This window comes from Novosphingobium sediminis (genome assembly GCF_007991615.1).
GTDB classification, from domain to species: Bacteria; Pseudomonadota; Alphaproteobacteria; order Sphingomonadales; family Sphingomonadaceae; genus Novosphingobium; species Novosphingobium sediminis.
Genome location: NZ_BJYR01000002.1, coordinates 284,423 through 304,571, shown reverse-complemented (window position 1 = coordinate 304,571; position 20,149 = coordinate 284,423). Strand labels below are relative to the sequence as shown.

19 protein-coding genes are annotated in these 20,149 nt (G+C 64.3%); 5 read left to right on the top strand and 14 right to left on the bottom strand.

Features of this window, described 5'->3' with window-relative positions; all coding sequences use genetic code 11:
• Window positions 1-41 precede the first annotated feature (41 nt).
• The 7 genes from NSE01_RS02375 to NSE01_RS02345 all read right to left on the bottom strand — a co-directional run bounded on the left by NSE01_RS02375 (window position 42) and on the right by NSE01_RS02345 (window position 6,086).
• On the bottom strand, window positions 42-2,207 hold the full coding sequence (locus tag NSE01_RS02375) for a TonB-dependent receptor (protein ID WP_246134991.1): 2,166 nt from the start codon (window positions 2,205-2,207) through the stop codon (window positions 42-44).
• A gap of 82 nt (window positions 2,208-2,289) precedes the next feature.
• Entirely contained in the window at window positions 2,290-2,766 is a 477-nt protein-coding gene (locus NSE01_RS02370) for a cytochrome c family protein (RefSeq protein WP_147158010.1), read from the bottom strand.
• On the bottom strand, window positions 2,763-3,236 hold the full coding sequence (locus NSE01_RS02365) for a c-type cytochrome (RefSeq protein WP_147158009.1): 474 nt from the start codon (window positions 3,234-3,236) through the stop codon (window positions 2,763-2,765). Before NSE01_RS02365 ends, NSE01_RS02370 begins: the two co-directional genes overlap by 4 nt.
• Complete coding sequence (locus tag NSE01_RS02360) at window positions 3,233-3,811, bottom strand: methylamine dehydrogenase light chain (protein ID WP_147158008.1); 579 nt, start codon at window positions 3,809-3,811, stop codon at window positions 3,233-3,235. Before NSE01_RS02360 ends, NSE01_RS02365 begins: the two co-directional genes overlap by 4 nt.
• A gap of 3 nt (window positions 3,812-3,814) precedes the next feature.
• Entirely contained in the window at window positions 3,815-4,420 is a 606-nt protein-coding gene (locus tag NSE01_RS02355) for a thioredoxin domain-containing protein (protein ID WP_246134990.1), read from the bottom strand.
• Window positions 4,417-4,905 carry a MauE/DoxX family redox-associated membrane protein gene (locus NSE01_RS02350; RefSeq protein ID WP_147158006.1) on the bottom strand — a complete coding sequence of 163 codons (489 nt, stop codon included), beginning with the start codon at window positions 4,903-4,905 and terminating at the stop codon, window positions 4,417-4,419. Before NSE01_RS02350 ends, NSE01_RS02355 begins: the two co-directional genes overlap by 4 nt.
• Window positions 4,905-6,086, bottom strand: a complete 1,182-nt coding sequence (locus NSE01_RS02345) for an amine dehydrogenase large subunit (RefSeq protein ID WP_147158005.1) — start codon at window positions 6,084-6,086, stop codon at window positions 4,905-4,907. Before NSE01_RS02345 ends, NSE01_RS02350 begins: the two co-directional genes overlap by 1 nt.
• A gap of 154 nt (window positions 6,087-6,240) precedes the next feature.
• Here NSE01_RS02345 and NSE01_RS02340 point away from each other — a divergent pair, with 154 nt between their 5' ends.
• Window positions 6,241-6,891 (top strand): TetR/AcrR family transcriptional regulator, encoded by a 651-nt coding sequence (locus NSE01_RS02340; RefSeq protein ID WP_147158004.1) that lies wholly within the window; start codon window positions 6,241-6,243, stop codon window positions 6,889-6,891.
• Here NSE01_RS02340 and NSE01_RS02335 read toward each other — a convergent pair.
• From NSE01_RS02335 to NSE01_RS02325, 3 genes are read right to left on the bottom strand one after another with little or no spacing between them, the layout of a single operon-like run.
• Window positions 6,888-8,348: an aldehyde dehydrogenase family protein gene (locus NSE01_RS02335; RefSeq protein WP_147158003.1), complete on the bottom strand. Its 1,461-nt coding sequence runs from the start codon at window positions 8,346-8,348 to the stop codon at window positions 6,888-6,890. The genes NSE01_RS02340 and NSE01_RS02335 overlap by 4 nt on opposite strands.
• 8 nt (window positions 8,349-8,356) lie before the next feature.
• Window positions 8,357-9,682, bottom strand: coding sequence for a type I glutamate--ammonia ligase (locus tag NSE01_RS02330; protein ID WP_147158002.1), 1,326 nt, complete (start codon window positions 9,680-9,682; stop codon window positions 8,357-8,359).
• An 11-nt stretch (window positions 9,683-9,693) separates the two neighbouring features.
• The gene (locus NSE01_RS02325; protein WP_147158001.1) at window positions 9,694-10,959 is read right to left on the bottom strand and encodes a cytochrome P450; all 1,266 of its coding nucleotides are present in this window, start codon (window positions 10,957-10,959) and stop codon (window positions 9,694-9,696) included.
• Window positions 10,960-11,103: 144 nt separating this feature from the next.
• On the opposite strand from NSE01_RS02325, the gene NSE01_RS02320 reads away from it, so the two are divergent.
• Window positions 11,104-11,958: a 3,4-dihydroxyphenylacetate 2,3-dioxygenase gene (locus tag NSE01_RS02320; protein WP_147158000.1), complete on the top strand. Its 855-nt coding sequence runs from the start codon at window positions 11,104-11,106 to the stop codon at window positions 11,956-11,958.
• Between the two features lie 37 nt (window positions 11,959-11,995).
• Here NSE01_RS02320 and NSE01_RS02315 read toward each other — a convergent pair whose 3' ends face one another.
• Both NSE01_RS02315 and qhpR read right to left on the bottom strand, forming a co-directional pair.
• On the bottom strand, window positions 11,996-12,835 hold the full coding sequence (locus tag NSE01_RS02315; RefSeq protein WP_147157999.1) for a type 1 glutamine amidotransferase: 840 nt from the start codon (window positions 12,833-12,835) through the stop codon (window positions 11,996-11,998).
• A gap of 15 nt (window positions 12,836-12,850) precedes the next feature.
• Window positions 12,851-13,840, bottom strand: coding sequence for an AraC-like transcriptional regulator QhpR (gene qhpR / locus NSE01_RS02310; RefSeq protein WP_147157998.1), 990 nt, complete (start codon window positions 13,838-13,840; stop codon window positions 12,851-12,853).
• Window positions 13,841-14,059: 219 nt separating this feature from the next.
• On the opposite strand from qhpR, the gene NSE01_RS02305 reads away from it, so the two are divergent.
• Genes NSE01_RS02305 through gabT form a run of 3 tightly spaced genes read left to right on the top strand, consistent with a single transcriptional unit; the run spans window position 14,060 to window position 17,990 of the window.
• Window positions 14,060-15,253 (top strand): MFS transporter, encoded by a 1,194-nt coding sequence (locus NSE01_RS02305; RefSeq protein WP_147157997.1) that lies wholly within the window; start codon window positions 14,060-14,062, stop codon window positions 15,251-15,253.
• Window positions 15,254-15,276: 23 nt separating this feature from the next.
• Window positions 15,277-16,686, top strand: a complete 1,410-nt coding sequence (locus NSE01_RS02300; RefSeq protein ID WP_281289457.1) for an NAD-dependent succinate-semialdehyde dehydrogenase — start codon at window positions 15,277-15,279, stop codon at window positions 16,684-16,686.
• Entirely contained in the window at window positions 16,683-17,990 is a 1,308-nt protein-coding gene (gene gabT, locus NSE01_RS02295; RefSeq protein WP_147157995.1) for a 4-aminobutyrate--2-oxoglutarate transaminase, read from the top strand. Before NSE01_RS02300 ends, gabT begins: the two co-directional genes overlap by 4 nt.
• 127 nt (window positions 17,991-18,117) lie before the next feature.
• Here gabT and NSE01_RS02290 read toward each other — a convergent pair whose 3' ends face one another.
• On the bottom strand, window positions 18,118-19,128 hold the full coding sequence (locus NSE01_RS02290) for an AraC family transcriptional regulator (protein WP_147157994.1): 1,011 nt from the start codon (window positions 19,126-19,128) through the stop codon (window positions 18,118-18,120).
• 32 nt (window positions 19,129-19,160) lie between these two features.
• Window positions 19,161-20,048 (bottom strand): fumarylacetoacetate hydrolase family protein, encoded by an 888-nt coding sequence (locus tag NSE01_RS02285; protein ID WP_147157993.1) that lies wholly within the window; start codon window positions 20,046-20,048, stop codon window positions 19,161-19,163.
• Window positions 20,049-20,149 lie beyond the last annotated feature (101 nt).

The window sequence follows — 20,149 nt, the reverse complement described above, 5'->3', positions numbered from 1 at the left end:
GGGGAGGCCTTATCCGGCCTCTCCCGCCACTGTTCAGTCGATCAGAACTTCACGCCTGCGGTAACACCATACATCCGCGGGTTGCCGATGTGGTTGTAGTCAAGCCCGAAGCCGGTCAGGTCGATGCGCGAGGTGAAGTAGAACTTGTTGCCAAGGTTCCGCGCCCATGCCGAGATGCTGTAGCGCCCGTCGCTGCTGTTCCAGTCGAGGTGCCCGCCAAACAGCGCATAGGAAGTCTGGCGCAGGCGCGGGATGTTGATGTTCTCGAAGAACTGGCTCGACTGGTAGGCCACTTCCGGGTGCAGCGAGATCGAGCCGAAATTGCCTTGCACCATCGTCCAGTCGAAGCTGGCGTTGAAGGTGAGCGAAGGCGCATTCGAGAGACGGTTGCCCGCGACGTTGACGCCGCTGACGATACCTTCCTTGATCTTGGTCGAAAGCAGGCCGAGGCCGCCGTGGAAGGTGAAGCTGTCGTTCGCTCGCACCGTCAGTTCCGCCTCGGCACCGTAGAGTTCGGACTTGGGAATGTTGAGCAACTGCTGCGAAGCGTCAGCCGGGTTCACGTTGATGAACTGCTGATTCTTGTAGGTGTAGTAGAACGCCGCCATGTTGAGCGTGATGCGACGGTCCCAGAACTGCGTCTTCGCACCGGCTTCGAACGCGGTAACCTGCTCTGCCTTTGCGACGCCCAGTTCGGTGGGGGTGAAGAAGGCCTGCGCGTTGAAGCTCGGCGCACGGTAGCCGCGGCTGACGCTGGCATAGAGCAGGTCGCCACTCGCCAGCTTGTAGTCGATGCCGATCTTGCCCGAGACGTTGTTCTGCTTGAAGCTCAGGTCCGACAGCGGGATCAGGTTGGCGACGAAGCTGTCGTCAACGCCGAGCGCGTCAGACTTGAAGCCAGTCTGCTTGCCATCGTCATGCGTGTAACGCAGGCCGCCGCGCAGGGTCAGCGCGTCGGTCAGCTTGTACTTGAGGTCGGTATAGAGCGCGAAGCTCTTCTTGACCTGATCGAACTGGTTGCGGACCTTGCAGGCCACCGGCAGGCCGGCAGCGCAATCGGCTGCGGTCACGAAACCATCGCCATCGACGTCGGTGCCGTTGAGCACTTCCAGCGTGGTCTCGTTGAAGACCTTCTCACGGTTGAAATAGGCACCGAGGATGAAATCGAACGGGCCGCCGGTGTTGCTGGTCAGGCGCAAGTCCTGCGCAAACTGGCTGGCGCGGTCGAAGTAGGGCACTTCGAGCACCTGATCGCGGATGCCGTCGGTATCTTCCTTGAAGAACAGCGAGCCCTTGTCGTAGCTGGTGATGCTTGTGACGGCGAGCGTGTCCGACACGTCGTAGTTCAAAGTCAATGCGACCGAGGTGGTGACCGCGCGGCGCTTGGCCGGCACGTTGGAATCGATCTGGAACTGGCTCAGCCCTGGGCGGTTGACCGCTTCGGGCTGCGCATAAATGCCGTAGTTCTGCGGGTTCTGGAAGCTATGCGAGGCGCGCAGCGTGATCTTCAGGCGGTCGCTCGGTTCGAGCTTCAGGGTGCCGCGGATGCCCCATTCATCGGTGCTGGCAAGGTCCGGGAAGCCGGGGTTGACGTTCTTGAACCAGCCATCAGCCTTGGAATAAGTGCCCGCAACGCGCAGCGCAGCCTTCTCGCCCAGCGGTACGTTGATGGCGGCGTTGGCATCGAAGCGATTGTAGTTGCCATAGCCGAAGTTGGCGTAGCCGCTCGTCTCGCCGAGCTTGGCATCACGGCTGATGAGGTTGACCGCACCGCCGGTGGTGTTCTTGCCGTAAAGCGTACCTTGCGGTCCGCGCAGCACTTCGACGCGTTCGATATCGTAGAGCGCGATGCCGAGGAACGCGAAGTTGCCCTTGTAGACTTCGTCGTAATAGGTCGCGACCGGGCTCGACTGGTTGAGGCTGAAGTCCGACATCGAAACGCCGCGCAGCGCGAAGATCGGGGTGTTGTCACCCACAGTCGAGGTCAACTGCAGGTTGGCGACTTTGTTGACGAGGCTGTCGACGCTGGTGATGCGCGACTTGGAGAGCGCTTCGCCGCCGATCGCCGAAACTGAGATCGGCACAGACTGGAGGTTTTCCGAGCGCTTGGCGGCGGTTACGACGATTTCGCCGCTATCGGCAGCATTGGTGGTTGCATCGGCCTGGGCAGCCTGCGGGGCCTGCTGGGCGAGCGCGGGCTGCGCCACGAGTAGGGCAGCCAGCGCGGCGCTTTAAAGAAAGACGGTCCTCATGGTTATTCCCTCGCTTCTTATCAAATCGTGCTGATTATTATTGTTGAGCACCATGCGTCTTGGCAAAACCGGCCACCAGTCGCGCTCTTGTAGCGGCGCGTTCGAGGCGGAGCGGATTTTGACGGAGACGCCCGATCTCTTCAGCCGTGTAGGGCTGGAAGTTCCCCGGCACATGCGCCGGATCGAACCTGTAGATGGTCCAGTTTACAAGATTGGCGAGCCGGTCGTCGGGCAGATCGACCGTGGCAACACCCGGCACCCGGCCGATGAACTCGCGCCCGCCGGGCACACTCAGGAACCGGGCAACAATGCCGCGCATCGGCGGGTTGGAATGATCGTCGCCGCTGCCATCCGGGCGGTGGCAGCCCTGGCACTTGAGTTGGTAATCGGTGCGCGCCTGATAGGCATCGCGCACGCCGGGGATTGCCGCCTCATCTGCCCTGACGGCAGCGCCCGCCGCCAGCGCGAGGCCAAGCGGGAGGGCGACCAGCAGGGTGAGGCGACCGAGCTTCATTGCCCGCCCGCTCCGGCGTGGAGCTTGCCGACATCCTGCGCCGAAAGCGCCGCACCGCCTGCGCGGATCGTAGCGACTTCACCTTCGGCGAAGGGCTTGAAGGCGGGGCCGGTCTTGGCGATTTCGGTGCCGACATGGTTGAGCACCGCCGCAACCGAGGCATCATCGAGCGTGGCCTGTGCGGGCATCACCCCGGCATAGGGCTTGCCGCCGACCTTGATCGGCCCGCTGACGCCGCGAATGACGACCAGCCCGAGATAGCGGCGACCGGCATCACTCGAGGCCATCACGCGGAAATCCTCGCCGAGCGGCGGGAACACGCCGGGGACACCGGCGCCGGTCTTGGTGTGGCAGGCAGCACACCGGCCAAAGATCGCCGCGCCATCAGCCGCTGCGTGCACCGGCAGCGTGAGGGCGCCGAGAGCCGCAGCGCCAGCGCCGACGAGCGCGAGGGAAGCCGAACGCTTCATTTTGCCGCCGGGAGCGCGACGCCGATGACCGCAGCCACCGAGCAGTTGTAGACCGAGCTCTCCGAGCCGAGGCACCAGTTGTAGTCGTTGTTCGACTGCGGACGGACCTGCGGGCGATCGCCTTCGTTGCGGTTGCACAGGCACTGCCCGCACGAGGAGGTGCCGCAGCAATCGTTGTAGCTGATCACATAGGCGCGGCCGTCTGCCGGGTTGGTGCAGGTACCGATCCAGGTAATCGGCGACATTTCGGTGCCCGGCGGGCAGGTGTTGACCGAGCCGCCGCAGCACGAGCAGAGGAAACCGTCGATCGCGCAATAGCGCCAGTAGTCGCAGCTCGAACGGTCGCCCGGATCCTGTCCGAGGCCGGAAACGATCGCGGGGCGGGTTGCTCCGGCGCCGTGCGGCCCATGCGGGGCTTCTGGCGCAGGCGGCGTGGCTGCGCGAGCAACGGGCAGGAGCGGAATGGAGGCCGCGCCTGTCATGCCGGCGCCAAGCCATGCCAGCAGCGAGCGGCGCGAGGTGCCCCGGGCGATCCCGCGCGCAAGGTTTTCGGTAATCTTGTCGAAACGCGCCATGGGTCAGGCCTCCTGATGGTTGTGCGCCTGGCGGCGGGCGAGAAATTCCTGGATCGAGGCGACGCCCCGTTCCTTTGCCTCAAACAGGCTTTCAAGGTGTTCGCGGCTGTTGACGAGGCCGAGCGACGCAACGCGTCCTTCCTCGTCGAGCAGCACGGCATAGGGCAACTTGGATACGCCGAAAGCGCGGCCAAGCGCTTCGGAAAGCACGACCGGCATGGCATCCAAACCATGATCGCGCACCATCGCGAGGTAGCCCGGCTTGCCGCCGTCACCTGCCACCACGATGTCGAGCCAGCCCGCTTCGGCGCGCGCGGCGCTGCGCACGATGGGGAGCAGCGATTTGCACATCGGGCAATCGGGCGAGGCGAAGAACAGCAGCTGGCTGCGGCCCTGACGCTGCCCGCCAATGGCGACGCCGACGCCGTTCATGTCGGCAAGAGTCATCGGCGTGGCCTTTTCGCCCAGCGCGACCTTCTGGTGCAGCGTGAGCGCACCGGCGGGGGCAATCCGTTCGTGCAGCACGCCGACCTGGCGCGCGAGTGCGGCGATCAGCAGGGCCTGAACGATCACCGCCGTCCAGAGGAGGATCTGGCTTGTCAGCATCATGCTGCCTTCCATTGCGGCGCGGGGATGGCGAGAAGCTCGCTGGCGCCGAGGTAGAGTGCGAGAAGCCCGGCCGCCGCAAACGGCGCATCGAGCGTGAAGGGAGTGTCCGGTGTTAGCGCGACGATGCCGGCCAGCACGGCAAGACCTGCCGCCCGCAAGACAATCGCGGTGGTGACCGGCTTGCTGCGCGCGGCAAGGTCGCACCCGCAGTCGAGCGTCTCACCGCGGCGGCGCGCGAGGGCGAGCGCGTAGGAACTCCACACCAGCGCGGCGATCACCGCTCCGGCGGTGCGCAGCGGCGGGACCAGCAGGCATCCCGCCGCGACGAGTTCCAGCGTTCCTGCGTGGATCAGCAGCAGTTGCGCCGGTACCGGGCTGACGCCGGTCAGCCGAGCGGTCGCCTCGATCAGGCGCCCGCGCTCCAGCGCCTTGTGCACCGCCGAGGCTGCCAGCAGCGCCGCGCAGAAGAGGGCCAGTGCAGCCATCAGGGCACCTGGATCAGGATCGGATTGGCCGCGACTGTCGCGCCAAGCGAACGCACGAAAGCGCCGGTCGCCGCGTCAAAGATGTCGATCTCGCCGCTCGCCTGCGCCGCCACCAGATGCGGTGTGCTTTCCTTGGTCACCGCGATCGCAAGGGTCTGGCCCTTGAGCGGAATGCGCAGGGTGCGGGCCTTTTTCGCGGGATCGACGACCCAGACTTCGGTGCCGCCGTCCTTGTGTGTGCCTTCCTTGCCGTAGGGGCTCATCAGCACATAGAGCTTGCCGGACGCATCACTGTTGATGACCTGCCAGCCGCCGGGACGCCATTCGGGCGCGCCGCCTTCTGCGGTGCCGACGCTGAAGGTGCCGGGGATGGGCTTGGCGACAGTGCCCGAAAGATCGAAGCCCTGCACCATGCCGTGGAAGCTCACGAACCACGCCGTCGTCCCCACCATTGCGGGGGTGCTGAACAGGGGCTGGTTGTCGATGTCCTGCACCTTGACGACCGACTTCGAGGAAGCCGCTGCACCATTCGCATCGAGCGCAACGCTGAACAGCGAACCATCTGCGCAGAGGCTGGTGAAGCCGCGCTCGCCGGTCGGGTAGATCTGCGAGCAGCCGGGGAGGTCAATCTCATTCAGCACCTTGCGCGCGGCGAGGTCGACCACGGTGACCGATTGCGCCGGGGTGAAGTTGGCGACAAGCGCCCACTTGCCGCCGTTGCTGAACTGGAACAGGTGCGGATACGTCACCGATTGCTGGCGCTTGCCGCCGGGCAGCAGGATCTCGCCCTTGGGCTGGAGCGTGGCGGTGTCCCAGATGGTGATCGCATCGGTCCGCTCACCGCGGGTGAGGCGGGTATAGAACGTCTCGGCGGTGTAGAGTTCGCCCTTGTCCTTGGCGATCAGCAGGTTGGCAAACTGCGCCGCGCGGACAAGGCCCTTCAGCGGCTGCACCGGATCAGCGGTATCGACCACCGCTACGCGGCCATCCAGAATTGCGCCGAAGTGGAAATCGTGGATCGTGACCCAGCTCTGAGGCCAGGTAGCGGGGAGCTTCGCCACGCTCGGCAGGCTCTCTTCCGCGAGCGGCTGCGGGAAGCGGTTTTCAGCCGCGACTGCGGGCGAGGCCACTGCGGCAATTGCGTAGAGGGCGGACGCCAGCACAGGTGCGATTGATCGCATTTTCTTTCCCTTTCAAAGCGGATGGACCCCGCTTTCCCGCTCACAAATTGGCCTAAACCTCATAAAATTGTCAACTGTCCTAATTTGGACGTTGGACATAATTTCGTTCTGCGCTAGGTTTATGTGGTTCCGCAGGAAAATGCTGGAGATACAGATGGATGGCGTTCCGAAGCTGGTCACTGACCTGCTTATGCCCGGGCGTGAGGGTGGGTATGCGAAGGGGTATGAAACGCGAGAGCTGATCTTGCGTACCGCGCTGCACATCCTGATCGAGGAAGGCTACCGCGCCATGTCGATGCGCCGAATCGCCGGTGCCTGCGGCATGCGTCTCGGTAATCTTACCTACCACTACCCGACCCGTGAGGATCTCGTCCGCGAGCTGCTCAACGCGGTTATCAGCAGCTACGAAGTCGAGTTCGGCGCCATCGTCCACGCGCCGGGACTTGAGCCGGAAGAGCGCCTGACACGGCTGTGCAACCTCATCATCGAAGACATTGGCAGCAAGAAGACAACGCGGCTGTTCCCGGAACTTTGGGCGCTCGCGAACCACGATGCGTTTGTCTACGAACGTGTCCACGAACTTTACGACCGCGCCCGCGCGCCGCTGATCGAGATCATCGCGGAAATGCGGCCCGATCTGCCCGAGAAGGACCGGCTCGACCTTGGGCTGTTCATCTCGGCCTCGATGGAAGGCCTCACCGTTTTTGCCGGATATCAGATGCCGTTTGCGCAGCGGATGCCTGCGGTTGAGCATATCGCGATCCGCTCGTTCATCGATATCGTGCGCAGCTTCCAGCCTGCCTAGGCTACACTGCCCTCAAGGATCTGCAGCGTCTTCAGGTCCGAGTGGAAGTCGAGCGCGTAGTCGCCGCCTTCACGCCCGATCCCGGAAATGCCGATGCCGCCGAACGGTGCGGTGAGATCGCGCACGAGGAAGGTGTTCACCCACACCGTGCCGCCGCGCACCAACCGGCCAACACGCTGGGCGCGCTCTTCGCTGCCGGTGTAGACGATGCCTGACAGGCCATAGGCGGTGGAATTGGCGAGCGCGACGCCTTCGGCTTCGTCCCTGAAAGTCTGGAAGGTGAGGACGGGGCCGAATACTTCGTTCTGGACGACTTCGCTCTGGTTGTCCTTGGGAACAATCAGCGTCGGCTCGATCCAGTTCGCGCCTTCCCTGAAGCGCTTGCCGCCGCGCACGATGGTGTCCCCCGCAGCGCGGGCGCGGTCGATGAAACCGAGTACGCGGTCAGCATGGATGGGGTGGATGAGGGCCGACATCGTGGTCGCCGCATCGCGGCTGTCACCCATGACCTGCGCATCCGTATAGGCATGAAACTTCTCGAGGAACGCGTCCTTGATGCTTTCCTCGACGATGATGCGCGTGCCGGCCATGCAGACCTGCCCGCTGTCATCGAACTGTCCGGCCGCCTTCTTGGCAGCAGCATCGAGATCGGCATCGGCGAAGACGAGAAGGGGGGACTTGCCGCCAAGTTCCGCCGTGAAGGGGACGATGTTTTCCGCCGCCGCCTTGCCGATGATCCGCGCGGTGGGGACCGAGCCGGTGAAGCTGATGCGCTTGATGCGGGGGTCTGAGGTGAGCGCGTTGCCAAGCTCCGCGCCAAGGCCCTGCACGATGTTGAACACACCCGCCGGGAAGCCCGCCTCGGCGATCAGATCTGCCAGCACAGAGGCCGACAGCGGCGACCAGTCGGCAGGCTTCAGGATCACCGTGTTGCCCGCCGCGAGGGCAGGGGCGCACTTCCAGGTGGATAGCATGAAAGGCGCATTCCACGGGGTGATGATGAGCGCCGGGCCAGCCGGCATGCGGATCACGCGGTTGAGCGTACCGCGCGAGGACCAGACGCGCTCCTCGTGGTTCGTGGCAAGGTCGGCGTAGTTTCGGAAATTGGCCGCACCGCGCAGGATAACCCGCAGCCGCAGGCTTTCGAGCAGCATCCCCATGTCGAGGCATTCGACCATGGCGAGCTTCTCGACATTGGCCTCGATCAAGTCCGCGAGCCGGTGCAGATAGGCCCCGCGTTCAGCGGCAGTCAGCGCGGCCCAGGCGGGAAATGCTGCACTTGCAGCCTCTGCAGCAAGCGCTGCCGTTTCCGCATTGCCCCGCGCCATGTCGGCAAGCTTGCGGTCCCAATCAAACGGGCAGCGCGTTTCGAACGTTTCCGCCGAAGTGACGCGCTGGCCGCCGATGAAGTGGTCGGGCGAGACGGAAATGCCGTCGATATCGATGCGGTCGCGCATGGTTGCTCTCAGATGTAGTGCAGGTAGTAGGCGGTCTGCTCCTCGGCGGACTTGCCTTCAAGGATGCGCACTTCCTCGCGCTTGATCGCGATGAAGTTGTCGACAAGCTCCTGCCCGATTGCGGCGGAGAGCACGGTGTCAGCCTCCAGCGCATCGAGCGCAGAGCCGAGATCGTGCGGGGTGTGGCGATCAGTGCTGATCGTCTCAAGTCCGTCGTTAACTTCCTCACCCGGCAGTTCATAGCCGTTCTCGAGGCCGAGCAGGCCGGCCTGCAGCAGCGCGGCCATTGCAAAATAGGGGCTTGCTGCGCAATCGGCGAGGCGGTGTTCGATACGGGCGGCGGGGCCGGTTTCAGCCGAGACGCGCACGGTGACGCTGCGGTGATCGATGCCCCAGTTGGCCCAGTAGCCCGAAAGGCTCGCGGGCTGGAGCCGTGCGTAGCTTTGCGTCAGCGGCGCCATGATTGCGGAAAGCGCCTCATGGTGGTGCAGCATGCCCGCAATCGCGCCCTGCATCGTGGGCGAAAGCTGGCCGCTCGCAACGTCGTTGGCGAAAACGTTGCTGCCGTCCTTTTGCATGAAGCTCAGGTTGAAGTGCAGCCCGCTGCCGCTTTTTTCGGCAAAGGGCTTGGGCAGGAACGAGAGCAGGTAGCCGCGCTTGTAGAGCACTTCGCGTGCCATCTGGCGGAACAGGAACGCATCGTCTGCCGCCTTCATCGCATCGGCATAGCGCAAGGTCAGCTCGAATTGCGGTGCGTCGTATTCGGCGTTGATGGATTCGATGGGAATGCCGCAAGCTGCCGCGGTTGCCCACACTTCCTCGATCAACCCGGCCGGATCGGCGAAGGGGCCAGTGCCATAAACGAACGCACCGGGGGTGTCATAGGGAACCCAGCCGCCGTCTGCCCCGCGCTGGAAGACATAGGCTTCCATCTCGATCCCGACCATCGGATCGAGCCCGCGCGCGCGCCACGCCTCGATCGCGCGGGCCAATGCCGAGCGGCCGCACAACGCGAAGGGTTCGTTCTGGAAGCGCAGCGAACCAAGTGCGATCTGCGTGTTCGCTTCCCACGACGGGCGCAGGTCCGCCGGGTCGAAAGCGACCTCCATGTCGGGCAGACCGGTGAGGAGACCGCCGCCGGGGGCCGCCACCAGAGCCTTGTCATAGGTCACCGCGAACGTGCCGACGCACATCCGGGCGTGGCCTTTGCTCGCCTCGCTCATCGGCACATACTTGCCGCGCGCGAGATTGAGCTGGTCTGCGAAGAGGATGCGGCAGCGTTCGAAACCTTCGGCGCGTACTTCGCCCGGAGCGATCTTGGACATGCGGTTCATTACTCTCCCCTTCAGCGCGCCGTTACGCGAACCGGCAGATGCTTTATGCCGTGAATGAAGTTGCTGCGCAAAAAGGCATGGTCGCGCACTTGCTCGATGGCGGTCAGGCGCTTCGCCAGTTCCTGCATGACGATGGCGACTTCGAGCTTCGCCAGCCACATGCCGAGGCAGATATGCGGGCCGCCTTGGCCGAACGACAGGAACGGATTGCGCTCCCGGCCAAGGTCGATGCGGTAGGGATCGGCAATCGCGGTCTCGTCGCGGTTGCCCGAAATGAACCACAGCAGCACCTTGTCGCCTTCGCGCACCTGCTTGTCATGGAAGGTGAAATCGCGCGTCGCGGTGCGGCGAAAGTGCGTGGTGGGCGAGGCATAGCGGATCATCTCGTCGACCGCGCCTTCCCAGCTGTGGAATTCGCCAGCCTGCAGCCGCTTCAGCAGCGCCGGATCATTGGCGAGCGCATGGATGGTCGCCGAGATCGAATAGCGCGTCGTGTCGTTTCCGGCGGCGACCAGCAGGCAGAAGAAGTTGCGGAATTCGTCGCGCGACATTTGCGTGCCGCTGTTGGTCTTCTCGCGCACCAGATTGAGCACGCCGATCTGTTCGCCCGCGTCCATGCGGTCCAATAACTTGTTCGCATAGTCGAACAGGTCGACGGCGGCAGGCGAGCGGAACGGCAGCATGCGGTAGGCATCGCCGTCGAGCTGATCAACGACGAAATCGGTGTAATCCGGGTCCGCATTGGAGATCAGCGCGTCGCCCTTTTCGACGAGCCACGGTCCGTCTTCCTGCGGCACACCCATGATCTGCGCGAGCATCTGCATCGGCAGGCGCCGGGCGATCCGGTCGACAGCGTCGAACTCGCCTTCCTCCAGCGCGACATCGAGCAGTTCGGTGACGATCTTGCGGATCTGGTCCTCGAACTGGGCAACCGTGCCTTTGGCGAAAGCCTTGGAGACAAGCGCGCGGAAGCCGCGATGGTGCGGCGCGTCGGTTTCCTGGAAGGTCTTGCGCGCCTCCACTTCCTCCATGGTCTGATCTTCCATGCGGATACCGCGCGCGGAAGAGAGGAGATCGGCCTGCCGGTTGAGCTCAAGCAGATCGGCATGGCGCGTCACCGACCAGAAGCCTTTTTCGCCGCTCGTCATTTCGGACCACGCCATCGGATCCTCGCGGCGCATGCGCGCAAAAGTCTCGAATGGCGCGCCATTATTGAAGGCGTCGAGCGACGACAGATCGACATGGGGATCGACCGAGCGCGAAAATGCAAAGGGCATGGGAACCTCTCCTGTTCGCTTGTCGTGCTAGTCGCAGGTGTGGGCAAGGGACTTGGCATAAGCGGACAGAGTTCGGCCGGGGCCTTCTGATAGGCGCGCAGCGGGCCTATTGGGGCGGTGTACCGCATTAGAGGGAGCTGCAGCATGGGTGAGATCATCGGAGCCGGACTGGTCGCGCACGCGCCGACCATCATGATGTCCGAGGAGGATCGCTATGCGCTCAACGAAGGCAAGGAAATCAGCCTTGTACCGGGTCTTCACCGACTGAAGAGCGAAGTCCTCGATGTGCTGAAGCCCGATGTAATCGTGCTGTTCGACACGCACTGGTTCACCATCGTCGAGTTCTGCATTGCTGCGCAGGCACGGCGCAGCGGGCACTTCACGTCGGATGAATTGCCGCGCGGTATGCGCCAGATTCCCTATGATATTCCCGGCTGCCCGGAACTGGCTTTCGCGATGGCCGAACGCGCGACCCAGCACGGCGTCCGCACCAATGCGATCGATGATCCGAACCTGCCTATCCACTATCCCACCGTGAATCTCTCGACCTTCCTGCAAGGCGACGAAAAGTGGATTTCGGTGAGCCATGCCTATTCGGCCGAGCCGCACAACTTCCTCGCCGTGGGTGCAGGCATCGGGCAGGCCATCCGCGAATCTGACAAGCGCGTAGTGCTGATCGCCAGCGGTTCGATGAGTCACCGGTTCTGGCCGTTCGATCAGATTGCGCAGCATGAGGCTTCGGACCCGATCCACATCTCCACCCCCGAAGCGCGCGAGGCGGACCTCGAACGCCTGCACTGGTTCGCGGAGGGCAACCACGCGGCGGTCATCGATACGATGCCGGAATATCTGCGCCACGTACCTGAGGCGCGCTTCGGCCACTACCTGATGATGGCGGCGGCCTGCGGCGGGCGCGACTGGAAGGCCAAGGGGCGGCAGTTCTCGGACTACGAGAACGCGACCGGCACCAGCCAGGTGCATGTCTGGTTTGATATGTGAGGCGTGACTCCCCTCCCCGGCGGGGAGGGGCAGTTACTCAGCGATCGAGCACCTTAGCCTCGATCCACGCCAGAATTTCCGCGCGGCGGGTGCGATCTTCCAGCACGTCTTCGTCCACGCCCAACTGCCAAGCGAGGCCGGCATTGGCCGGATCAGCCGCCAGCGCTTCCAGCTTCTCGCGGTAAGCGACCAGTTCTGCCATGTCGGCAAAGAAGCCCTGCGTGACCATGTCCTCGGCATAGAGCGTGTAGAGCTGCACCAGCTGCCCGAGGTCGAACTCCGGGTGGTACTGCACCGCCCACACTTCGCTGTTTGCTAAGGGTATCACCGCAGCCTGAATTTCGCTGTGCGCGTTGGAGGCGAGCAGGGTCGCGCTGTCCGGCAGGCGGATCACTTCGTCATAATGGATGCAGGGCGCATCGAACACCGCAGCCTTGCCCTTGAACATCGGGTGCGCGCGGCCCGCATCATTGAGCAGGATCTTGCGCGCAAAGCCGACTTCTCGGCCCTTCGGATTGAACGCCACTTCACCGCCCGCCGCGACGGCGGCGATCTGGAGGCCCCAGCAAGAGCCGAAGATCGGGAGCCCCGCTTCAGCCGCCTGCTTCAGCAGTTCGATCTGGTTGGTGACGGCAAATTCTGCGTCATAGGCATGGAGCGCCGAGCCGGTGACGACGAAGCCCGCATAATCGGACCAGGTGCGCCCGCCCGGGATCGCTTCGCCTTCGTCCGCGCCGTTCAGCACATCGAGCGAGATGTCCGGATAGTGCGCGGCAATCGCCTCGATATAGATCTCGCTCGAGGTGCGCACGCCCAGTTCATGGGCGCGGGCGCGCTTGGGCGCGGTATTGCCTTCGAGCAGCAGCAGTCGGGTCATGTCAGGTCCTGAAGATCAGTGGGCCGTCGCGGCAAGGTTCGCGCGATAGGCCTGCGGGGATATCCCGCTCCAGCGGTGGAAGGCGCGCGTGAAGTTGCTGTGCTCGGCATAGCCCAGCCTTAGCGCGATCTGCGCGATCGACAAATCGGGGCGCACGCGAAATTCGAACACGGCCTGCCGCATCCGGCATTCATCGAGCACTTGCTGGAACGACGAGCCCTGCTCGGTAAGCTTGCGGCGCAGGGTGCGGCTCGACATGCCCATCTCGCGGGCGAAGCGCTCCTGCTCGATGGCGCAGGAATTGAGATCGCGCAGCACCATCTGGCTGAGCCGGTCGACCAGCGGGGTCGCGCGCCGCTTGCTCACGATCGAACGGGTGAGCTGGCGCACATCAGCCAGCGGCGGATTGGCAGGTTGCGGCAGGGCAAGATCGAGCATCGCCGCGGGAAAACGGATCTGGTTGGTATCGGCTCCGAACGTGCAGGGCGCGCAGACGACCTTGCCGATATCGCCGCGCATTTCGTGGCTTTCCGCCTCGAACGCGAACTCGATCTTGTCCCAGTGGCCCCGCGTTCCTCGCTTGAGGATCTGGCTCACGATGCCCAGCGTGAACATTGCATCGTGGTGGCGCGGCCAGATATCGGGATCGAGAATGCGGTAGCTGACCGAGGCCATGTCGTCCTCGAGCCCGAGGCGGATATCGGTGCAGTCCTGCAGCAGCGAGAAAAAGTCTACCAGCCGCCGCAGCGCCGAACCGACGCGCCCGGCGGAATTGATCGCATCGCCAAGGGGGCCAAGCGCGGCGAGATCGTAGTTGCCGCCGGCCAGCCACGGGATCGCGACATCGCGTGTACGGGCAACGACATCCTCCGAAAACCGGACGAATTCGGCGAGCGGCATCGAGTCCGGTGGCGGGCCGTCACCGAGCATCGGCGCAGCCGCAGTGTTTTCGAGAAAGCTCTCCCAGCCGTTCATTGCGGCGGCGCGTACGGTCGCAGGTGCCATGATGTCTCCCCGGGGCACACGTGACGTGTTGTTCTGCTGCGAAGGCTAAGCGATTCTCGGTTTTTGAATATTGATCCAAATCATCAAAAGATGATCCAAAATTTCGTAGGCAAGGGCATGGACGTAAGGTCCGGAATGTCCGATCCTGCCAAGCGAGCCCGCCCCTGCCATGCAAGGTCGGCGCTGACAGTCAGGGACAGTCGGGGAGTCCAATTGCAGATGGCGACAGCTACGCCCGTGCGGCCCAATGGTCGCAACAAGGATATTGACGTCAATGGCTGGCAGGCAATCCTTTGCGCGGTGATCCTTGGCACGATCGGCGTGCTATCGTTCATCATCCAGCCGGGGATCGTGCAGGGCTATGTTACCAAGCTGCACGTGGACGAGGCGACCGCAGTGAACCTTGCCGGCGTCGAGATGCTCGGCGTTGCACTGGCGACCATATTCATGGCGGTGCGCGGCACGCAGATCAACTGGCGTTGGGTCGTTGCGGGCGGCCTCCTTATCGCAGCGGTGGGGGACTTCGCCTCGCTCGGAGCACCGCTCGGCGGGCGGTTCGAGATGGCGCGGTTTGTCGCCGGGCTGGGCGAGGGGACCATCACATCGATCAGCTTCACCTTCGTCGGCGTCACCATCCGCGCCGAACGCAATCTGGCGCTCTATCTGACGCTGCTGCTGACATATGGCGCGTTCGGGCTGTGGTATCTGCCGGCGTTTCTGGATGCCTGCAGCCTTGATGCGATGTTCATCGGCTTTGCCGTGCTCTCGCTGGCCTCGCTGGCGACCCTGCCGTTTCTGCCACACGCCTATTCGGCGGAGGAAATGGTCAATCCCGAAGCGCGCCAGCTGGCGACGCCGCTGCTGGTCGTCGCGCTGGCGGGGGTGCTTGCGTATAACGTGGCGCAAGGGATCGCATGGGCGGTGCTGTTTCTCGTCGGCATCGGCGCGGGCCTTGCAGAACAATCGGTAGCGGACGCGCTGTTCCTCTCCCAGATCCTCGCGGTGGGCGGTGCGCTCGCCTCGGTGTTCCTCGCCGGCCATGTGAGCCGCAACGGAGCAATCGCCTTTGGCATCCTTGCGGGCTCCGCCAGCATCGCGCTGTTGATCGGCAAGCCCAGCCTCACCCTGTTCGTGGTCGGCGTCTGCGGCTTCAACGTGCTGTGGAACTTCGTGCTGCCGTTCATTCTCGGCCGTGTCTGCGATTTCGATGAGAGCGGGCGGATGATGTCGTTTGCGATCATGATGCAGATGATCGGCCTTGGCGGCGGTCCGCTCATCGCAGGGCAGTTGCTCGATGGCAGCGGCTACCGCTCCGCCGAGCTCCTCTGCGTGGCGCTGTTTATCGTGAGCTATGCGCTGCTACTGGTTCCCATCCGCAAGCATCAGGCGCTATCGGCGCTTGCTGCGACCTGACCATCTGCCTCGGAGAATTGTCCGTGTTTGAAACTGTGCCGGAAGGCACCGGCCTTGCCGTCCACAACCCCGCCACCGGCGGCCTGATCGCGACGGTGCGCGAATACGCCCCCGCCGAAATCAGCGCGATCATCGATGCTGCCGACGCAGCGCGCCCCGCCTGGGCCGCCGAAACGGCCAAGGCCCGCGCTGCCGTGTTGCGCCGCTGGTATACGCTCATCATGGAGCGGCAGGAGGAACTCGCCGCCATCATCACCGCGGAATGCGGCAAGCCGCTCACCGAAGCGCGCGGCGAAGTGGCTTATGGCGCCTCGTTCATCGAATGGTTCGCCGAGGAAGCCAAGCGCGCCTACGGTGAGACGGTGCCGACGTTCGCCGCCGGCAAGCGCGTGCTGACGATCAAGCAGCCGGTGGGCACCTGCGCCGCGATCACGCCGTGGAACTTCCCCATCGCGATGATTACCCGCAAAGTCGGCCCGGCGCTTGCGGCAGGCTGCTCGATCGTGGTCAAGCCCGCCGAGGCAACGCCGCTTTCAGCCCTCGCGCTGGAGACGCTGGCACGCGAGGCGGGCGTTCCGGCTGACTTGTTCCGCGTCACTCCGTCCAATGATCCGGCCGCAGTCGGCACGCTGTTCTGCCACCACCCCAAGGTGCGCAAGCTGAGCTTCACCGGCTCGACCCGCGTGGGCAAGATCCTCATGGCGCAGGCCGCGGAGAACGTGACCCGGCTCAGCCTCGAACTGGGCGGCAATGCGCCCTTCATCGTGTTCGACGATGCCGATCTCGATGCCGCAGCCGATGGCCTGATGGCGAGCAAGTTCCGCAACGCCGGTCAGACCTGCGTCTGCGCCAACCGCGTGCTGGTGCAGGACGGCGTTTACGATGCCTTCGTCGAGCGCGTGCGCGCCAAGGTGGCGGCGCTGGTGGTAGGTGACGGTGCCAAGCCCGGCACCACGATTGGCCCGCTCATCAATGCGGCGGCGGTCGAGAAGGTCGACAGCCTCGTGCGCGATGCGCTGGCCGGCGGCGCGAGTGCGCTGCTGGGCGGCAACCGCTCGAATGCGGGGGCCGGCTTCTTCGAGCCGACCGTGCTGACCGGTGTACGCGGCGACATGACGATCGCTACATCCGAAATCTTCGGCCCCGTCGTCCCGCTGATCCGCTTCACCGACGAGGCGGAGGCCGTCCGCCTCGCCAACGATACGCCCTATGGCCTCGCTGCCTATTTCTACGCGCGCGATCTCGGCCGCGTGTGGCGGGTGATGGAAGCGCTCGAATACGGCATGGTCGGCGTCAACGATGGCATCCTGTCGACCGAAGTCGCCCCGTTTGGCGGCATCAAGCAATCCGGCCTTGGCCGCGAAGGTTCACGCCACGGCCTCGATGAATATCTCGAACTCAAGTACTGCCTCATGGGGGGAATAGGCGCATGACCAGCCCAAGTACCAACAATGCCGAGCTTTGGGCCCGCCGCGAAGCTGCCGTCCCGCGCGGGGTCGGATCGATCCACACGCGTTTCTTCGAGCGCGGCGTGAATGCGGAGGCCTTCGACGCGGAAGGCAATCGCTACATCGATTTCGCGACCGGCATCGCGGTGTGCAACACCGGCCATTCGGACCCGCGCATTGTCGATGCTGTTAAGCGCCAGCTCGATGCGTTCTCGCACTGCTCGTTCCAGGTGACGCCTTACGAGAGCTACATTGCGCTGGCCGAGCAGCTGAACGAAGCGGCGCCTATCGAAGGGCCGGTCAAGACGGTGTTCCTGACGACCGGCGCCGAGGCGCTGGAAAACGCGGTGAAGATCGCGCGCTCCGCTACTGGCCGGCGCGGGATCGTCACGTTCCAGGGTGGCTATCATGGCCGTACGCTGCTCACTCTGGCGATGACCGGCAAGGTCCTGCCCTACAAGGCCGGGTTCGGCCCGCTTCCGGGCGATGTGCACCACACCCGCTTCCCGATCCCTTATCATGGGTTTGACGAGAAGCAGGCTGTCGAGGCGCTGCAGGCGCTTTTCGCCTCGACCATCGAACCATCGGCAGTCGCAGCCATCGTGCTCGAGCCGGTGCTGGGCGAGGGCGGGTTCTACACCGCGAGCTACGCCTTCTTCCGCGCGCTGCGGGAGATCTGCGACAAGCACGGCATCCTGCTGATTGCGGACGAAGTGCAGTCCGGTTTCGCGCGCACGGGTAAGCTGTTCGCGATGGACTGGGTGCGCGAAGCGACCGGCGTGACGCCCGATATCATGACCATCGCCAAGGCCATGGCGGGCGGCTTCCCGATCTCGGGCGTGATGGGCCGGGCGGACCTGATGGACGCTCCGGAGACGGGCGGGCTGGGCGGCACCTATGGCGGTTCGCCGCTGGGCTGCGTGGCGGGCTTGGAGGTTCTGAAGATCATCGAGTCCGATGGGCTGTGCGAGCGCGCCGTCACCATCGGCAACACCATCAAGGGCACGCTCCGCGCGCTGCAACAGGGCGGAATTCGCACGATCGGCGATGTGCGCGGCCCCGGTGCGATGGTGGCGATGGAGCTCGTCCACGATGGCGATCCCGACCGACCGAATCCGGAACTGACCAAGGCGATCGTGGCGGAAGGCGCGAAGGACGGGCTGCTGCTGCTTTCATGCGGCATGCGCGGGAATGTCGTGCGGTTCCTGCCAGCGCTGACGATGCCGGACGATCTGCTGGCCGAAGCGATGGACCGCCTTACCGGCCTAATGCGGCGGGTGGCGGGCTGACGCGCAAAACTGCGCAGTACACACCAGTTTCGTCATTGCGAGCGAAGCGAAGCAATCCAGAGCGGCTTGGCTGAAGGCTCTGGATTGCTTCGCTTCGCTCGCAATGACGAGGGGGCAGGGGTACGTGTTAGCCCCCGCCGCTACCCTTGCGGTAGCGCCCCGGCGAAACACCGAAATGGCGGGCGAAAGCGCGGGTGAAGCTCGCGCTTTCGGCAAAGCCCACATCCAGCGCGATGGCGCTCACATTGCGGCGGCTTGTGCGCAGCAGACGGGCGGCGGCGTCCATGCGTTGGGCGCTGACCAGCGCGCGCCAGCCGGTGCCTTCGGCGGCAAGCCGGCGGTTCAGTGTGGGGACCGAAAGCCCCAGCCTGCGCGCAACTTCGGTGAGGTCCGGCGGCGCATCGAAGGGCGCGGCTTCGATCATCGCCTTGACCTGCCCTGCAAGCGAAACGTCGGTCCCGCGCCCGGCCAGCCGCTGGAGATGCTCCTCGATGATGGGATGCAGGCTGGGGCTCAGCACGCGGCCACGTCGGTCTAGGTAGCGCCCCTCCAGCGTGAGCGTGTTGCAGTCCTGCTCGAAGAACACATCGCAGCCGAAATAGTCGCGATAGCGGGCATAATCGCCGACGCGCTCGTGCTCGAAGCGGACTTCGCTCAGCTCCAGATCGCCCCCGGCGAACTGGCGGGCGAGGTTGAACATGGCGGCAATGGAATATTCCGCATCCTGCCGCCGGCGGGTGAGCGACTGGTCGAGCACCTGATACGTAAACGTTGCCCAGCCGCCTTCATCGGCGAAATGGTTGCGGCTCGCTTGCTGCATGGTCGAGAGATAGCGCGTGAAGCTGGCAAAGGCGGTGCGCAGATCGGGCGCGCTGAGGAACAGGAAGCTCAGCGGGCCAAGGCTTTCCGATCCGGCGAGACGGCCGGTATGCAAACCGAAATGCGGATTGCGCACAAGTTCCGCCGCATCCTCGAAAAACGAGACAAAATGCGCGAGCGGGATGAGACCGTCCGGGTCTTCCAGAACTTCGCGCGTGACGCCGATACGCGCGAGAAGGCTGGCAGCGGAATGGCCGGTCAGCTCGACGCAGTTGGCCACGTGGCGCAGGAACTGCGCGGCGATCTGGGGTTCGGCCATGGTGCCAAGCCTAACAGTCGCCGCGCTTGCCGTCACTTGGTCTCGAGCGCTGACTCATAGAACGCGGCGCCCTGGCCGCCCGCCGCGCGCTTGCCGCGGAATTCCCAGTCGCCGCCCATTGCGGTGGAGATCACTTCTTCGGACTCGGTCGGCTGCGCGCCGCAATCGTCGCGGATAGGGGTGGGCCCGTGGACGATGGTGTTGGTCAGTTTGCCAAGACCTTCGACTTCGACTTCCACCACATCGCCCGGCTGCACCGGGCGGCTGTTGGCGGGTGTGCCGGAGAGGAGGACGTCGCCCGGTTCGAGCGTGATCGTGCGGGCAATATCGGCGACGAGGTAGTGCATGTCCCACTCCATCTCGCTCGTGTTGCCGTCCTGCTTGACCTCGCCGTTGACGATCGTGCGGATTTGCTTGTTCCGGAAATCCCAGCCGGTGACGAGGCCGGGGCCGATCGGGCAAAGCGTGTCCGAACCCTTGACGCGCAGCATCGAGCCGGCGTCGGTATCGCGGAAATCGTGGAGGCCGTAGTCATTGGCGACCGAGTAGCCAAGGATGTAGTCCGCCGCTTCTTCGGGCGAGATGTTGCGGCATGAGCGGCCGATGACGATGGCAATCTCGCCTTCGTAGTTGAGGAACTTGCAGCGTTCGGGCCGGACGACGGCGCCCTTGTGGGTGTTGAGCGCGGTGACCGGCTTGTGGAAGTAAGTCGGCGCAGGCGGGAGCTTGGTGATGAACTCCTTCACGCGGCTCTCGTAATTGAGGTGCACGCAGATGATCTTGCTGGGGTTGCAGGGCGCGAGGTGCACCGCCTCGTCGATCCCGATGCTGCGGCCATCCTTGGTGACGAGTTCATCGCCGTGGCGCGTGGTGAGGATGGGGTAGCCATCGAGCAGGATGCGGCGGTATTCGGTAGTCATCGCGTAAGCCCTCGTTTCCAGTTGTGCTACGCCTTAGCGGGGCAGGACGCCACAGGCATTGGCCGCTGCGGCCAAGCTTGGCGGGGCAGGGGCGCTAGAAG

Coding starts and splice junctions, on each gene's coding strand:
- NSE01_RS02370 (WP_147158010.1), bottom strand. CDS start 2,766: ATGAAGCTCGGTCGCCTCACCCTGCTGGTCGCCCTCCCGCTTGGCCTC.
- NSE01_RS02350 (WP_147158006.1), bottom strand. CDS start 4,905: ATGGCTGCACTGGCCCTCTTCTGCGCGGCGCTGCTGGCAGCCTCGGCG.
- NSE01_RS02365 (WP_147158009.1), bottom strand. CDS start 3,236: ATGAAGCGTTCGGCTTCCCTCGCGCTCGTCGGCGCTGGCGCTGCGGCT.
- qhpR (WP_147157998.1), bottom strand. CDS start 13,840: ATGGCACCTGCGACCGTACGCGCCGCCGCAATGAACGGCTGGGAGAGC.
- NSE01_RS02340 (WP_147158004.1), top strand. CDS start 6,241: ATGGATGGCGTTCCGAAGCTGGTCACTGACCTGCTTATGCCCGGGCGT.
- NSE01_RS02360 (WP_147158008.1), bottom strand. CDS start 3,811: ATGGCGCGTTTCGACAAGATTACCGAAAACCTTGCGCGCGGGATCGCC.
- NSE01_RS02325 (WP_147158001.1), bottom strand. CDS start 10,959: ATGCCCTTTGCATTTTCGCGCTCGGTCGATCCCCATGTCGATCTGTCG.
- NSE01_RS02305 (WP_147157997.1), top strand. CDS start 14,060: ATGGCGACAGCTACGCCCGTGCGGCCCAATGGTCGCAACAAGGATATT.
- NSE01_RS02315 (WP_147157999.1), bottom strand. CDS start 12,835: ATGACCCGACTGCTGCTGCTCGAAGGCAATACCGCGCCCAAGCGCGCC.
- NSE01_RS02320 (WP_147158000.1), top strand. CDS start 11,104: ATGGGTGAGATCATCGGAGCCGGACTGGTCGCGCACGCGCCGACCATC.
- NSE01_RS02285 (WP_147157993.1), bottom strand. CDS start 20,048: ATGACTACCGAATACCGCCGCATCCTGCTCGATGGCTACCCCATCCTC.
- NSE01_RS02345 (WP_147158005.1), bottom strand. CDS start 6,086: ATGCGATCAATCGCACCTGTGCTGGCGTCCGCCCTCTACGCAATTGCC.
- NSE01_RS02355 (WP_246134990.1), bottom strand. CDS start 4,420: ATGATGCTGACAAGCCAGATCCTCCTCTGGACGGCGGTGATCGTTCAG.
- NSE01_RS02330 (WP_147158002.1), bottom strand. CDS start 9,682: ATGAACCGCATGTCCAAGATCGCTCCGGGCGAAGTACGCGCCGAAGGT.
- NSE01_RS02335 (WP_147158003.1), bottom strand. CDS start 8,348: ATGCGCGACCGCATCGATATCGACGGCATTTCCGTCTCGCCCGACCAC.
- NSE01_RS02290 (WP_147157994.1), bottom strand. CDS start 19,128: ATGGCCGAACCCCAGATCGCCGCGCAGTTCCTGCGCCACGTGGCCAAC.
- gabT (WP_147157995.1), top strand. CDS start 16,683: ATGACCAGCCCAAGTACCAACAATGCCGAGCTTTGGGCCCGCCGCGAA.